The following is a 14848-nucleotide window of genomic DNA, read 5'->3' as shown; positions in this document are numbered from 1 at the left end:
TTCAGCTCCTATGGCGTCTGCTGCTGGTCTGGGTATGCGCCGGAGGCCGAGGGCGTGACGGTGACGGTCACGGTCGGCGTGGGTGTCGGCTGGGGCTTGGGCGGCAGCACGGCGTCGCGCGGGTCCTTCTTGGGCGCCTGGATGACAACACCGACGACGTCGAGCTTGGTGAAGGACGCGAACGGCGTGACGTAGATGGTGCGGGTCAGGTCACCGCCGGACGGGTCGACCCGGGAGACCACGCCGACCGGAACGCCGGGCACGAAGGGCTTGTCGGCCTCCGACCCGAAGGTGATGAGACGGTCGCCCTTCTTCACGTCGGCCTTGCCGTTGAGCAACTGGACGCGCAGCGGGCGGTCGCCCTGCCCGGAGGCGAAACCGAGTTCGTCGCTGCCCTCCATACGGGTACCGACCGTGAAGTCGGGGTCGTTCGCCAGCAGCACCGTCGAGGTGTTCGGGCCGACGGTGGTGACGCGCCCCACCAGCCCGTCGCCGTTGAGAACGGTCATGTCGCGCTTGATGCCGTCGTTGGCGCCCACGTCGATGGTGACGGTCCAGGAGAAGCCCTGGGCCGCTCCTATCGCGATGACCTCGGCGCCCTTTATGCCGTACTGCCCCTCGCCCGCCACCCGCAGCATGTTGTCGAGCTGCCTGAGGCGGCTTCGGTTGCGGTCGTCGCTGCCCAGCTTCGCCTTCAAGGCGGCGTTCGACTGCTCCAGTTGTGCGATGCGGTCGTGCCGGCTGCCTGAGTCGCGTACGGCGTCGATCGCGTTGCCCATGGGGTCGACGAAGGTCGACACCCCGTTCTCGATCGGGCCGAAGACCGTGGCGGCGGCCTGGCGGGCACCTTCGACCGGTGAATCCTGGCCGCCGCGGATATCCACCGTGATCAGAGCGAACGCGATGGCGATCAGCAGCACCAGGAGCAGCCGGCTCTCTCGTGTGTCCCTCACGTGCGGCGGCCGTGCCTTCCTCGTCGGAATGTGTCGGGCGGGTCCCCCGGGTGCGCGTACCCGGGGGGCGTGAACCCGGCGGGCGGAACCGAGGGGTGGTATGGGGGAGTTTAAGCCTCTATATCAACGATCCGCCGCACGAGAGGGAGTTCGTCTCGTACGGCGGAATCGGCTGTGGCGTCATCTGCGGGGCTGGGCGTCCAGCACCTGCTGGAGCGCCTCGAACTCCTCGACGCACTTGCCGGAGCCGAGCGCCACGCTGTCCAGCGGGTCCTCGGCGATGTGGATCGGCATGCCGGTCTCCCGGCGGAGCCGCTCGTCGAGACCGCGCAGCAGGGCGCCACCGCCGGTGAGGACGATGCCCCGGTCCATGACGTCGCCGGACAGCTCCGGCGGGCACTTGTCGAGGGTCGTCTTGACCGCGTCCACGATGGCGTTGACCGGCTCCTCGATGGCCTTGCGGACCTCGGCCGCCGAGATGACCACGGTCTTGGGCAGTCCGGAGACCAGGTCCCGGCCGCGGATCTCGGTGTGCTCGTCGGAGTCGAGGTCGTACGCCGAACCGATCGTGATCTTGATCTGCTCCGCCGACCGCTCACCGAGGAGGAGCGAGTACTCCTTCTTGATGTGCTGGATGATGGCGTTGTCCAGCTCGTCACCCGCGACGCGGATGGACTGTGCGGTGACGATGCCGCCGAGCGAGATGACCGCGACCTCCGTGGTGCCGCCGCCGATGTCCACCACCATGTTGCCCGTGGCCTCGTGGACCGGCAGGCCGGAGCCGATGGCGGCGGCCATGGGCTCCTCGATGATGTGCACCTGGCGCGCACCCGCCTGCGAGGACGCCTCGATGACGGCACGGCGCTCGACTCCCGTGATACCCGACGGCACACAGACGACGACCCGCGGGCGAGCCAGATACCGTCGCTTGTGGATCTTCAGGATGAAGTAGCGGAGCATCCGTTCGGTGATCTCGAAGTCGGCGATCACACCGTCCTTCAGAGGACGCACCGCGACGATGTTGCCCGGGGTCCGGCCGATCATCTTCTTCGCTTCCGCGCCGACCGCCAGGATGCCACCGGTGTTGGTGTTGATCGCGACGACGGACGGTTCGTTGAGTACGATCCCGCGACCCCTGACGTACACCAGCGTGTTGGCGGTCCCGAGGTCGACAGCCATGTCACGGCCGATGAACGACATTGAGTTCCCCATGAGGATTCGTCTGGCCTTCCCAAGTTGAGCGTTTGATGGCTTTTGTTGGGGCGGCGAAGTGGGTGCTGTGACGTGAAGGCTTACATCGTAGTCTCGCCCGCACGAAACATTGCGCGAGGGTCTTCGCCATTGTCAGCAGATGACGCCTCGCCTCGCTTGTGGAGACGGACGTTCGGGGGTAGCCGTTCCCCCGAACGGCACGCATATGCCGGGGGACGGCCGGGTTTTACGGGGCCTGATTTTCCAGCCACCCCCGTTACGGCATCCGGGTGACGTGACAAACCCTCAGGAATTGTTCACAAGAGGCGTTCAGAAGTTCATCGGTCGGATGCTCAGAAGCGTCCGGGGAAGAAGATCTTCAGCTCGCGCTCGGCGGACTCCTCGGAGTCCGAGGCGTGGATCAGGTTCTCACGCACGATGACACCGTAGTCGCCGCGGATGGAGCCCGGCGCGGCGGCGATCGGGTCGGTGGGGCCGGCGAGCGCCCGCAGGCCCTCGATGACCCGCTCCCCCTCGACGACGAGCGCGACGACCGGGCCGGAGGCCATGAACTCGACCAGCGGCTCGTAGAAGGGCTTGCCCTTGTGCTCGCCGTAGTGCTGCTCGAGCGTGTCGTGGTCCAGCGTGCGCAGCTCCAGCGCACTGATGGTCCAGCCCGCCTTGCGCTCGATACGGCCGATGATCTCGCCGATCAGCCCGCGACGGACGGCGTCGGGCTTGAGGAGGACGAGGGTGCGCGCGGTCACGAGGGAGCTCCTTAATCAGTGGTGCGGGAGGATGAGGCTACAGGGCGGAGCCGGGCGGTTTTCACTCAGCGTCAGACTGTGCGGTCACCGGCCCGGGACCATGTCCCGTACGGGCGTGGACGACTGCGCGACCAGCCGCTCACGCCCCCGGACGACGCCGGCCGAGGGACCGCGGAACGGGCGTCCGGGAGGCTGTTCGCGGCCCCGGGAACGGTCCGGACGGGACCGCGTCAGGCCGGACTGCTCTCGTTGCCCTCGGCCGCCGCGAAGCGGGCCTTCGCCTCGTCGATCTTCCGTCCGTAGTGGACCGACGCCCACCACAGCCCCGCGAAGACGGCACCCAGGAAGAACATCGAGGGGACCACGAAACCGGCGGCGATCAGCGCGATCTGCAGTGCCCAGCCCAGCTGCACACCGCCGGGCCGGGTGATCACACCGCAGAGCAGGACGCTGATGGCCATGGCGACGCCGCAGACCGTCCAGACCGTGCCGGTGGACAGGTCCGGGTCCTTCATCGCGACCAGTCCGGCGAAGCCGATGACGAAGAACTCGCCGATCAGGGTCGAGGAACAGAGCGTACGCACGCAGGATCAGCCCTTCCCCATGAGCAGTCGGGCCTCGCCGACGGTGACGACGGAGCCGGTGACGAGGACGCCCGCGCCGGCGTACTCACCCTCTTCCTCGGCGAGCGTGATCGCGGCCTCCAGCGCGTCGGGCAGCCGCGGCTCGACCTGGACGCGCTCCTCGCCGAAGACCTCCACCGCGACGGCTGCCAGCTCGTCGGCGTCCATCGCACGGTGGCTGGAGTTCTGAGTGACCACGACCTCGGCGAAGATCGGTTCGAAGGCCTCCAGGAGACCCCGGACGTTCTTGTCGGCGCTCGCGCCGACGACGCCGATCAGCCGGCTGAAGTCGAAGGCCTCACTCACCGCCTCGGCGGTGGCGCGGGCCCCCGCCGGGTTGTGGGCGGCGTCCAGGACCACGGTCGGCGAGCGCCGCACGACCTCGAGACGGCCCGGGGAGGACACCGCCGCGAACGCCTTGCGGATCGTGTCGTGGTCGAGCGGCTGGGGCCGCTCGGAGCCCACCCCGAAGAACGCCTCCACCGCGGCAAGCGCCACGGCCGCGTTGTGGGCCTGGTAGGCGCCGTGCAGCGGCAGGTACAGCTCTTCGTACTCACCGCCGAGTCCGCGCAGGGTGACGAGCTGGCCGCCGACCGCCACCTGCCGGGAGACGACGCCGAACTCCAGTCCCTCGCGGGCCACGGTGGCGTCCACCTCCACGGCCTTCTTCAGCAGTACCTGGGCCGCGTCGACCGGTTGCTGGGCCATGATGACGGTGGCGCCCTGCTTGATGATGCCGGACTTCTCCTGGGCGATCTCGCCGGGCGTGCCGCCGAGCCGGTCGGTGTGGTCCAGGTCGATCGGGGTGACGACGGCGACGTCCCCGTCGATCACGTTCGTGGCGTCCCAGCTGCCGCCCATGCCGACCTCGACGACCGCGACGTCGACGGGGGCGTCCGCGAAGGCCGCGTACGCCATGCCGGTGAGCACCTCGAAGAAGGAGAGCCGGTACTCCTGCTGCCCGTCGACCATCTCGACGTACGGCTTGAGGTCGTTGTACGTCTCGATGAATCGCTCGGCGGAGACGGGCGCGCCGTCGAGGCTGATGCGCTCGGTGACGGACTGGACGTGCGGGCTCGTGTACCGCCCCGTGCGCAGTTCGAAGGCGCCGAGGAGGGTCTCGATCATGCGCGCGGTGGAGGTCTTGCCGTTGGTCCCCGTGATGTGGATGGACGGGTACGACCGCTGCGGCTCACCGAGCACGTCCATCAGTGCCGAGATGCGGCTGACGGACGGCTCGAGCTTGGTCTCGCCCCAGCGCGTGGCCAGTTCCGCCTCGACCGCCCGCAGCGCCCGGTCGACCTCGGGGTCGGCGGGGCGGCTGGGGACGTCTGCCTGGGGCGTGCCGCCCTGCGTGCGCAGGGTGCGGCTGCCGGCCTCGATCACCGCGAGATCAGGATCGCGGTCGGTCTCGGCCGCGACGATGTCTTCGAAGGGATCGCTCTCATTGGGGTCAAGCGCAGGCACGTCACTCACGATGCCAGTCTACGGAGCACGGGTGACAGGCGCGGCCGCGGGCGGCGGTGCGCAGGAAGCGGCCTTTCCGGGCGGAGCCGGCGGCACGCGAGGAAGGCCCCACGCGGGCGTTCCCCGATCGTCGAGGCGGGCCCTAGCCTGTCGCCGGCCCGTCCATGGTGATGTGGAAGGTGACCTGCCGTTCCGTCCCCCCGGCCGCGACGGTGTGCACATACCCCCGGGCGGTGCTGTAGGCGCCCGAACCGCCGGTCAGGGCGATGTCGACGGCGGGGGCGGGGGTTCCCTGCCCCTTGAGGTGCAGCAGCGCCTGCGAGGTGATCTGGCCCTCGGGCAGAGCGAAGGTGCCGACGCACTGGAGTTGGAGATCACCCGGCTGGATCCGGATATAGGTGCAGACCACGCTGTGGTCGCCGATCTTCTTGCCCCCGCGGTAGAGGTCTTCGGCGATGACGAGCTCGTCACCCAGGCTGAGCCCCTTCGCCCCCAGATCGAGCAGCCGGGACTGAACCTGTCTGGCGGTCAGCCGAATGGTCTCCGTGCGGTGGCCGTCGGCGGCGGACGCCGGGGGGACGACGGCGAGGGCGGCGGCGGTCAGTCCGGCGGCGGTGCCCAGGCGTAGGGCGCTTCTGCGCATGGTGCGTCTCCCATCAGACGTAGGTGTGCCCCCCACGCCTCATGGTCCGGTTCGTGCGCTGTCCCGCCCTCGGTGCCCGACCGTTCGGGTGAATCCCCGTACCACCGCCGGGCCCGGCAGCCGAGTGCGCGCGACGCCCGGCCGGGATCTCCCGGCCGGGCGTCGCGCGTGGACCGTGCGCGGCGCGCTGCCCCGCGCGCCGGACCCCTACGCCTGGGGCAGGCGCTCCAGCTGGGCCTGGATCCGCGCGATGTCCTCGTCGGCCTTGGCGAGCCGTGTGCGGATCTTCTCCACGACGTTGTCCGGCGCCTTCGCCAGGAACGCCTCGTTGCCGAGCTTCGCGGTGGCCTGGGCCTTCTCCTTCTCGGCGGCGGCGAGGTCCTTCGCCAGACGCTTGCGCTCGGCGGCCACGTCGATGGTGCCGGACAGGTCGAGCGCGACCGTGGCGCCCGCGACCGGCAGGGTCGCCGTCGCCGCGAATCCCTCGCCCTCGGGCTGCAGACGCAGCAGCTGGCGGATGGCCGCCTCGTGGGCCGCCAGCGCCGTGCCGTCCAGGGTCAGCCTGGCCGGGACACGCTGGCCGGGCTGCAGGCCCTGGTCGGCGCGGAAGCGGCGGACCTCGGTGATGACCGACTGGAGGGTCGCGATCTCCCGCTCGGCCGCCGCGTCGCGGAAGCCGCTGTCGCGCGGCCAGTCCGCGACGACGACGGACTCACCGCCCGTGAGGGTGGTCCACAGCGTCTCGGTGACGAAGGGGACGATCGGGTGGAGCAGCCGCAGGGTGACGTCCAGGACCTCGCCCAGAACCCGCTGGCTCGCCTCGGCGGCCTCGCCGCCGGCCTGGAACGTCGTCTTGGACAGCTCGACGTACCAGTCGAAGACCTCGTCCCACGCGAAGTGGTAGAGCGCCTCGCTGAGCTTGGCGAACTGGAAGTCCTCGTAGAGCGCGTCGACCTGCGCGACCGTCTCGTTCAGACGGGAGAGGATCCAGCGGTCGGTCGCGGACAGCTTCGACGCCTCCGGCAGCGGACCCTCGACCGTGGCGCCGTTCATGAGCGCGAAGCGCGTGGCGTTCCAGATCTTGTTGGCGAAGTTCCTGGACGCCTGGACCCAGTCCTCGCCGATGGGGACGTCCGTGCCCGGGTTGGCGCCGCGGGCGAGCGTGAAGCGCAGCGCGTCGGAGCCGTACTTGTCCATCCAGTCGAGCGGGTCGACGACGTTGCCGAACGACTTCGACATCTTCTTGCCGCGCTCGTCACGGACCAGGCCGGTCAGGGCGATGGTCTTGAAGGGGGCCTCGCCGTCCATGGCGTACAGACCGAACATCATCATCCGGGCGACCCAGAAGAAGATGATGTCGTGGCCCGTGAGCAGGACGTCGGTCGGATAGAACTTCCGCAGGTCCTCGGTCTGTTCGGGCCAGCCGAGCGTGGAGAACGGCCACAGGCCGGAGGAGAACCAGGTGTCCAGGACGTCCGTGTCCTGGTGCCAGCCCTCACCGGTCGGCGGCTCCTCGTCGGGTCCGACGCAGACGACCTCGCCGTCCGGGCCGTACCAGATCGGGATCCGGTGGCCCCACCACAGCTGGCGCGAGATGCACCAGTCGTTCATGTTGTCGACCCAGTCGAAGTAGCGCTTCGACATGTCCTCGGGGTGGATCTTGACCCGGCCGTCGCGGACCGCGTCACCCGCGGCCTGGGCGAGGGGGCCGACCTTGACCCACCACTGCATGGACAGGCGCGGCTCGATGGTGGTCTTGCAGCGCGAGCAGTGGCCGACGGAGTGGACGTAGGGGCGCTTCTCGGAGACGATCCGGCCCTGCGAGCGCAGCGCGGCGACGATGGCGCTGCGCGCCTCGAAGCGGTCGAGCCCCTGGAAGGGACCGTGGGCGGTGATGATCGCCCGCTCGTCCATGACGGTGATCGACTCCAGACCGTGGCGCTGACCGATCGCAAAGTCGTTCGGGTCGTGCGCCGGGGTGACCTTGACGGCACCGGTGCCGAACTCGGGGTCGACGTGGGGGTCCGCGACGACGGGAATGCTGCGGTCGGTGAGGGGCAGCTTGATGCGCCTGCCGATCAGGTGCCGGTACCGCTCGTCGTCGGGGTGCACGGCGACGGCCGTGTCACCGAGCATCGTCTCGGCGCGGGTGGTGGCGACGACGACGGTGTCGTCCCCCTCCCCGTACCGGATGGAGACGAGCTCGCCGTCGTCCTCCTGGTATTCGACCTCGATATCCGAAATGGCCGTCAGACATCGCGGGCACCAGTTGATGATGCGCTCGGCGCGGTAGATCAGCTCGTCTTCGTAGAGCTTCTTGAAGATGGTGAGGACGGCCTTGGACAGGCCCTCGTCCATGGTGAACCGCTCGCGGCTCCAGTCGACTCCGTCGCCGAGACGGCGCATCTGGCCGAGGATCTTGCCGCCGTACTCCTCCTTCCACTGCCAGACGCGCTCGACGAACTCCTCACGACCCAGGTCGTGGCGGGACTTGCCCTCCTCGGCAAGCTGCTGCTCGACCTTGTTCTGGGTGGCGATGCCGGCGTGGTCCATGCCGGGCAGCCACAGCGCCTCGAAGCCCTGCATCCGCTTGCGGCGGGTGAGGGCGTCCATGAGCGTGTGCTGGAAGGCGTGGCCCAGGTGGAGGCTGCCGGTGACGTTCGGCGGCGGAATGACGATGGTGTACGGGGGCTTCTCGCTCTTGGCGTCGGCCTCGAAGTAACCGCGCTCCACCCAGCGCTCGTACAGCGCCCCCTCTACATCGGCCGGCGCGTACTGGGTCGGCAGTTCGGTGTCGGGCGCTGTGGGCTGCTGATGAGCGTTCTCGGTCACGGGGTCAGTTTAGGGGTGTCACCGGCCCGTCCCGAAACGCGATTCTTTCGTAACGGTGGAGCCACCCCGTGGCCCGGCGTTCCCCCGATTGCGCCAGGATGTCGAAGACACACATGAGTCTCTGGAGGGGAACCCAGAAGATGAGCTACAACCAGCCGGGCCCGTACGGCGGGCAGCCCCAGCAGCCCGGGCCGTACGGCCAGCCGGGTCCCTACGGCCAGCCGCCGCAGGCACCCCAGCCCGGCTACGGCTACCCCCAGCAGGCTCCGCCCTCCCCCGGCTACGGCTACCCGCAGCAGGCCCCCCAGGGCGTCCCGCCCCAGTCGAACCCCTACGGACAGCAGCCCACGGCACCCTATGGCCAGCAGCCCTACGGACAGCAGCCCTACGGCGCCCCGCAGCCGCCGGCACCGGGCGGCGGCGGGAAGAGGACCGGCCTGATCATCGGCGCGGTCGCGGTCGTGGCGGCGATCGCGGTGGGCGCGTACTTCGTGATCGGCGGGGGCGGCGGCTCCGGCTCCGTTTCGGACGACGGCCCGCACAAGCTGACGGCGCCCGCGACGGTCATCGGCGGTACATACAAGAAGGCCGACAGCAGCAACTCGCCGGACTCGATGAGCGACGACGACCTGTCGGACTTCCAGAAGTGGGGCGTGAAGAACGCGAAGGACGTCAGCGCCGGGTACCAGAACGGCACCGGGCTGACCGCCAAGAACCTCACCTTCGGCGGTGTCTACGGCACCATCGACGACCCCGAGGCCGTGGTGGACGCCATGTTCGCCAAGATCAAGTCGGAGTCCGAGAAGGACAAGTCGAACGAGGGCCGGCTGATCGGCAGCCCGGAGACGGTGCACCCGTCCGGATTCTCCAACGGCATCATGAAATGTCAGGTGGCCGAGTTCTCGAACGACGACGCCGCGAAGACGGGCGCCGGCGCCGCGAAGTCCGTGAAGATGCCCATCTGCATCTGGGGCGACCACAGCACCGTCGCCGACGTCACGGCGTTCAGCTTCGCCGCCATGGCCGCCGGGAACGCGGGATCGATCGACGAGACGGCCGACCTCGCGGCCAAGCTCCGCAACGATGTGCGGGTCAAGGCCTGACGGCTTGTATCCCAAAGGTGAAGGGGCCCCGGTCGATTGACCGGGGCCCCTCACTCGTTCGGCTGGCGGCGGTTACGCCGACTTCTGCTCTCCGGACCCGCGCCCGCGCGCGTCCCGGGGGATCAGCGTCGGGTTCACGTTCGACAGGACGACGTCCGCCGTGATGACAACACGGGCGACGTCCTTCCGGGACGGGACCTCGTACATGACCGCCTGGAGGACCTCCTCCATGATGGCGCGCAGACCCCGGGCGCCCGTCTGGCGCAGGATCGCCTGGTCCGCGATGGCCTCCAGCGCCTCGCGCTCGAAGTCCAGCTCCACACCGTCGAGTTCGAAGAGGCGCTGGTACTGCTTGACCAGGGCGTTGCGCGGCTCCACCAGGATCTGCAGGAGGGCCTTGCGGTCGAGGTTGTGGACCGAGGTGATCACCGGGAGGCGGCCGATGAACTCGGGGATCATGCCGAACTTCACCAGGTCCTCGGGCATCACGTCCTCGAACTGGTCCTTCGACTCCAGCTCGCGCTTCGAACGGATCGTCGCACCGAAGCCGATGCCCTTCGCGCCCGCCCGCGACTCGATGATCTTCTCCAGACCCGCGAACGCACCGCCCACGATGAACAGCACGTTCGTCGTGTCGATCTGGATGAACTCCTGGTGCGGGTGCTTGCGGCCGCCCTGGGGGGGCACCGACGCCGTCGTGCCCTCCAGGATCTTCAGCAGCGCCTGCTGGACGCCCTCGCCCGACACGTCGCGCGTGATGGAGGGGTTCTCGCTCTTGCGGGCCACCTTGTCGATCTCGTCGATGTAGATGATGCCCGTCTCGGCCTTCTTGACGTCGTAGTCCGCGGCCTGGATCAGCTTCAGCAGGATGTTCTCGACGTCCTCGCCCACATAGCCCGCCTCCGTCAGCGCCGTCGCGTCGGCGATGGCGAAGGGGACGTTCAGCATGCGGGCGAGCGTCTGGGCGAGAAGCGTCTTGCCCGAGCCCGTCGGGCCCAGAAGCAGGATGTTCGACTTCGCCAACTCGATGGCGTCGTCACGGCCTTGGGCGCCGCCGTTCTCACCGGCCTGGACCCGCTTGTAGTGGTTGTACACCGCGACGGAGAGGGCCTTCTTGGCCGACTCCTGGCCGACCACGTACCCCTCGAGGAACTCGTAGATCTCGCGGGGTTTGGGGAGTTCCTCCCAGCGCACCTCGCTCGTCTCCGCGAGCTCTTCCTCGATGATCTCGTTGCAGAGATCGATGCACTCGTCGCAGATGTACACACCGGGGCCTGCGATGAGCTTCTTGACCTGCTTCTGGCTCTTGCCACAGAACGAGCACTTGAGCAGATCGCCGCCGTCACCGATGCGTGCCACGGTGTGCTTCCCCTTCGCCTGGGAGACGCCTTGGATCCAGCGGCTCCTGGTGCTGCCTTATGTCCGACGGTACCTTGCCGGGCCCCCCGTTCGGGCCCCCCTTGGCACGGTTCACTTTGACGTGCAGCGTGTCAAACCGGGCCAAGGGGCGGCAGACGATACAGATCCGTTGACGAATCGAGCCGATTCGCGTCAGCGGACAGAACTGTTGTTCATCTTCCGGGTGGAGATGATCTGGTCGATCAGGCCGTACGACAGGGCGTCCTCGGCCGTCAGGATCTTGTCGCGCTCGATGTCCTCACGAATCTTCTCGATCGGCGTGGTCGAGTGCTTGGCCAGCATTTCCTCCAGCTGCGAACGCATCCGGAGGATTTCGTTGGCGGCGATCTCCAGGTCGGAGACCTGACCGCGGCCCGTCTCACTGTACGGCTGGTGGATCAGCACACGGGCGTTCGGGAGCGCCATGCGCTTGCCCGGGGTGCCCGCCGCCAGCAGGACCGCGGCAGCCGAGGCGGCCTGGCCCATGCAGACCGTCTGGATGTCCGGCTTCACGAACTGCATCGTGTCGTAGATGGCCGTGAGCGCGGTGAAGGAGCCGCCGGGGCTGTTGATGTAGACCGAGATGTCGCGGTCGGGGTCCATCGACTCCAGGCACAGCAGCTGCGCCATGACGTCGTTGGCGGAGGCGTCGTCGATCTGGACGCCGAGGAAGATCACACGCTCCTCGAAGAGCTTCGCGTACGGGTCGTACTCGCGGATGCCCTGCGAGGTGCGCTCCACGAAGCGCGGGATGACGTAGCGGGACTCGGCCACGGGGGCGGTGTACTCGGCGCGCACGCGGTCGTAGAGGCCGCTGCCGGGGAAGTCGTTCACGGTGTCTCCTGAAAAAGGGCTGAGGCGGTGGCTGGAGGGCTGGAGGGCGCTGCGGCCTGGGCGGGGCCCGCTGCGGCCCATGAGGGGCGGTCCGGGCGGCACAGCGGTCCGGGCGGCACCTCTCGGGTGCGCTGCCGGCCCTGCGCGGCCCGGTGAGCCCTTACGAGCCCGCCCCGGTGCCTCCGCCGCCCGGCATGCCGGCAGCGGTGGTGATGACCTCGTCGATCAGGCCGTAGACCTTCGCCTCCTCGGCGTCGAACCAGCGGTCGCGGTCCGAGTCACGGGTGATCTGCTCGACCGACTGGCCGGTGTGGAAAGAGGTGAGCTCCGCCATGCGCTTCTTGGTGTGCAGCAGCCGCTCGGCGTGGATCTTGATGTCGGACGCGGAACCGGCGAGGCCGGCCGAGGGCTGGTGGATCAGGATCTCGGCGTTGGGCAGAGCGAACCGCTTGCCCGGGGTGCCCGCGCTGAGCAGGAACTGCCCCATCGAGGCCGCCATGCCCATGGCGATCGTCACCACGTCGTTCTTGATGTACTGCATGGTGTCGTAGATCGCCATGCCGGCGGTGATGGAGCCACCGGGGCTGTTGATGTAGAGGTAGATGTCCTTGTCCGGGTCGGCGGCAAGGAGCAGCAGCTGTGCGGTGATCCGGTTGGCGATGTCGTCGTCCACCGGCTGGCCGAGGAAGATGATCCGCTCGTTGAGCAGCCGGCTGTAGACCTGGTCGCCGAGGCCGCCACCGATGGAAGGCTCGCCGGCGGCGGAAGGCATCAGATTCGTCACGTATCCACCTGCTCGTCTTACGACGGCGCGGAGCCGTCTCACGTGTTCTGCCGGGGGCCTGGGACCCGTGCGCCCCTCGCCGGGGCGGCTTCGGGGACTCCCCTGCCCTCGTATTCATGGACCCTAACGCGCAGGCAGGCGGGTGCCATCCCGGTTCTGCGGGTGTTCGCTGTCAGCGCATGGCCGTTGGCGGTGCGGGACCCGGCGTCCTGAGCGCCCTTCCGGGCTCCGTCCCGGGCTCCGGATCCATTGTCGCCGCGGGTGCTCCGAAAGGTCGCGTTGACGCGGGCTGATCGGTGGTGGCCCGGCCCGTGCACGGGCCTCCCGGCGCCCCGGAGCCCCGGCCCTCCCCCGGCGCGCGGCCGGCCGCGGGACGGTCGTCGGCCGTACGCATACGGCGACGGGCCCCGGAGCGCGCACGCGCATCGCGGGACCCGTCGTCACGGTTGTCGGCCGTACGGAGGTCAGGCCTCGGGCTTGTCCTCGGCGGAGCCCTCCGCGGCCTCGGCCGCGGCGTCCTCGTCCTCGTCGTCGAGGTCGACCAGCTCGCCGTTGGTGTCCTTGACCGTGGCGGACTCGACCACCACCGCCAGGGCCTTGCCGCGAGCGACCTCGCCGACCAGCATCGGGACCTGGCCGCCCTCGACGACCGCCTGGGCGAACTGGTCGGGGGACATGCCGGAGGAGGCGGCGCGCCGCATGAGGTGCTCGGTGAGCTCCTCCTGGTTGACGTTCAGCTTCTCCTTGTTGACCAGCTCGTCGAGGACGAACTGGGTCTTGATGCCCTTGACCGCGGCCTCGCGCGTCTCGGTCTCGTACTCCTCGGCGGTCTTGCCCTGCATCTCCAGGTACTTGTCGAGGGTCAGACCCATCTGGGCGAGCTGGTGGTGCTCGACGTTGTGCTTACGGGTGTTGATCTCGTCCTCGAGCAGCTTCTCGGGGACCGGGACCTCGACCAGCTCGAGCAGCTTGTCCAGGACGCGCTCCTGGGCCTGCGTGGCCTGGTCGTACTGCTTCATGTTCTCGAGGCGCTTGCGGCTGTCCGCCTTGAGCTCGTCCAGCGTGTCGAACTCGGACGCCAGCTGCGCGAACTCGTCGTCCAGCTCGGGCAGTTCGCGGGCGGCGACCTGGGTGACCTTGACCGTCACCTCGGCCTCCTTGCCCGCCGCCGAGCCGCCCTTGAGCTCGGAGGCGAAGGTGGCCTCCTCGCCGGCCGACAGGCCCTTCACGGCGTCGTCGACGCCGTCCAGCAGCTCACCGGAGCCGATGGTGTACGACACGCCCTGGGCGACGCCGTCCTCGAGGACCTCTCCGTCGACCTTGGCCTCCAGGTCGATCGTGACGACGTCGCCGTCCTCGGCGGCGCGCTCGACCGGGGTCGTCGAGGCGAAGCGGTCACGCAGCTGCTCGACCGACTTCTCGATGTCCTCGTCCGTCACCTCGACGGCGTCGACCTCGACCTCGATGCCGGAGTAGTCCGGGATCTCGATGGCCGGGCGGACGTCGACCTCGGCGGTGAAGGACAGCACCTCGTTGTCCTTCAGCTCCTTGATGTCGACCTCCGGCTGGCCCAGCGGGTTCAGCTCGGCCTCGTTGACCGCCTCGGTGTAGAACTTCGGAAGCGCGTCGTTCACGGCCTCCTCGAGAACGGCGCCACGACCGAACCGCTGGTCGATGACCCGGGCCGGGATCTTGCCCTTCCGGAAGCCCTTCACCGTGACCTGCTGGTTGATCTTCTTGTACGCCGCGTCGAGGCTGTCCTTGAGCTCCTCGAAGGGCACCTCGACAGTGAGCCGAACCCGGGTCGGGTTCAGGGTCTCCACGGCGCTCTTCACGGTTCGGTCTCCTTGTGGCTGACTTCTTGGGGTTCTGCGGGTTTCTGCCGAGCTGCTCCGCCCGGGACGGGCGGGCCTTCGACGGAAGGAGCGGGCCCCTGCCTGAGAGACATGGCAGTGCAGACACACGGGCGCGCAGCTTGCATAGTAACCGCAGCCGGTCAGCGCCCCAAAAGGGGATCAAGCAATGCTGCGCCGAGCGGCGCCGGCGCATGGTCGGGGTGGCGGGATTTGAACCCACGGCCTTCCGCTCCCAAAGCGGACGCGCTACCAAGCTGCGCCACACCCCGTGCTGGTGCGACACGTAGGGTACATGCCCTGGCCGGATGCGTCGGCCCGTTTGTTCACGGGCGCGCGAGCGGACCGACGCGTTGGCCTGGGGGGCGGCCGACCCGCTACGATGCCTGCAGTGCCGCGG

At 68.9% G+C, this 14848-nt stretch carries 12 protein-coding genes and 1 tRNA gene; 1 reads left to right on the top strand and 12 read right to left on the bottom strand.

Annotation, left to right across the window (positions count from 1 at the left end):
- Positions 1-8: 8 nt before the first annotated feature.
- From mreC to ACSHXN_RS26660, 7 genes are all read right to left on the bottom strand, one after another.
- Positions 9-953, bottom strand: a complete 945-nt coding sequence (mreC, locus tag ACSHXN_RS26690; RefSeq protein WP_355140839.1) for a rod shape-determining protein MreC — start codon at positions 951-953, stop codon at positions 9-11.
- A gap of 180 nt (positions 954-1133) precedes the next feature.
- Complete coding sequence (locus ACSHXN_RS26685; RefSeq protein WP_355140848.1) at positions 1134-2153, bottom strand: rod shape-determining protein; 1020 nt, start codon at positions 2151-2153, stop codon at positions 1134-1136.
- Positions 2154-2497: 344 nt separating this feature from the next.
- Positions 2498-2911: a nucleoside-diphosphate kinase gene (ndk, locus tag ACSHXN_RS26680; protein WP_059131611.1), complete on the bottom strand. Its 414-nt coding sequence runs from the start codon at positions 2909-2911 to the stop codon at positions 2498-2500.
- Positions 2912-3141: 230 nt separating this feature from the next.
- Positions 3142-3495, bottom strand: a complete 354-nt coding sequence (locus tag ACSHXN_RS26675) for a DUF4233 domain-containing protein (protein ID WP_355140838.1) — start codon at positions 3493-3495, stop codon at positions 3142-3144.
- 6 nt (positions 3496-3501) lie between these two features.
- Entirely contained in the window at positions 3502-5010 is a 1509-nt protein-coding gene (gene folC / locus ACSHXN_RS26670; protein WP_438303849.1) for a bifunctional tetrahydrofolate synthase/dihydrofolate synthase, read from the bottom strand.
- Between the two features lie 133 nt (positions 5011-5143).
- Complete coding sequence (locus ACSHXN_RS26665; protein WP_355140836.1) at positions 5144-5644, bottom strand: allene oxide cyclase barrel-like domain-containing protein; 501 nt, start codon at positions 5642-5644, stop codon at positions 5144-5146.
- A gap of 207 nt (positions 5645-5851) precedes the next feature.
- The gene (locus ACSHXN_RS26660; protein WP_383353637.1) at positions 5852-8476 is read right to left on the bottom strand and encodes a valine--tRNA ligase; all 2625 of its coding nucleotides are present in this window, start codon (positions 8474-8476) and stop codon (positions 5852-5854) included.
- 140 nt (positions 8477-8616) lie between these two features.
- Between ACSHXN_RS26660 and ACSHXN_RS26655 the strand changes: the two genes are divergently transcribed.
- Complete coding sequence (locus tag ACSHXN_RS26655) at positions 8617-9579, top strand: hypothetical protein (RefSeq protein WP_355140834.1); 963 nt, start codon at positions 8617-8619, stop codon at positions 9577-9579.
- 72 nt (positions 9580-9651) lie between these two features.
- Here the strand turns inward: ACSHXN_RS26655 and clpX are convergent, their stop codons facing one another.
- The 5 genes from clpX to ACSHXN_RS26630 form a co-directional block, all read right to left on the bottom strand.
- Positions 9652-10938, bottom strand: coding sequence for an ATP-dependent Clp protease ATP-binding subunit ClpX (gene clpX / locus ACSHXN_RS26650; protein WP_355140833.1), 1287 nt, complete (start codon positions 10936-10938; stop codon positions 9652-9654).
- A 192-nt stretch (positions 10939-11130) separates the two neighbouring features.
- Complete coding sequence (locus ACSHXN_RS26645) at positions 11131-11811, bottom strand: ATP-dependent Clp protease proteolytic subunit (RefSeq protein ID WP_355140832.1); 681 nt, start codon at positions 11809-11811, stop codon at positions 11131-11133.
- 160 nt (positions 11812-11971) lie between these two features.
- Positions 11972-12583, bottom strand: coding sequence for an ATP-dependent Clp protease proteolytic subunit (locus tag ACSHXN_RS26640; RefSeq protein WP_355140846.1), 612 nt, complete (start codon positions 12581-12583; stop codon positions 11972-11974).
- Between the two features lie 476 nt (positions 12584-13059).
- Positions 13060-14430, bottom strand: a complete 1371-nt coding sequence (gene tig, locus ACSHXN_RS26635; RefSeq protein ID WP_355140831.1) for a trigger factor — start codon at positions 14428-14430, stop codon at positions 13060-13062.
- 213 nt (positions 14431-14643) lie between these two features.
- Positions 14644-14720 (bottom strand) — tRNA-Pro (locus ACSHXN_RS26630).
- Positions 14721-14848 lie beyond the last annotated feature (128 nt).

The sequence above is a fragment of the Streptomyces sp. HUAS TT11 genome (assembly GCF_051553595.1).
Classification (GTDB): domain Bacteria; phylum Actinomycetota; class Actinomycetes; order Streptomycetales; family Streptomycetaceae; genus Streptomyces.
This window is presented reverse-complemented; position numbering and strand designations above follow the sequence as displayed.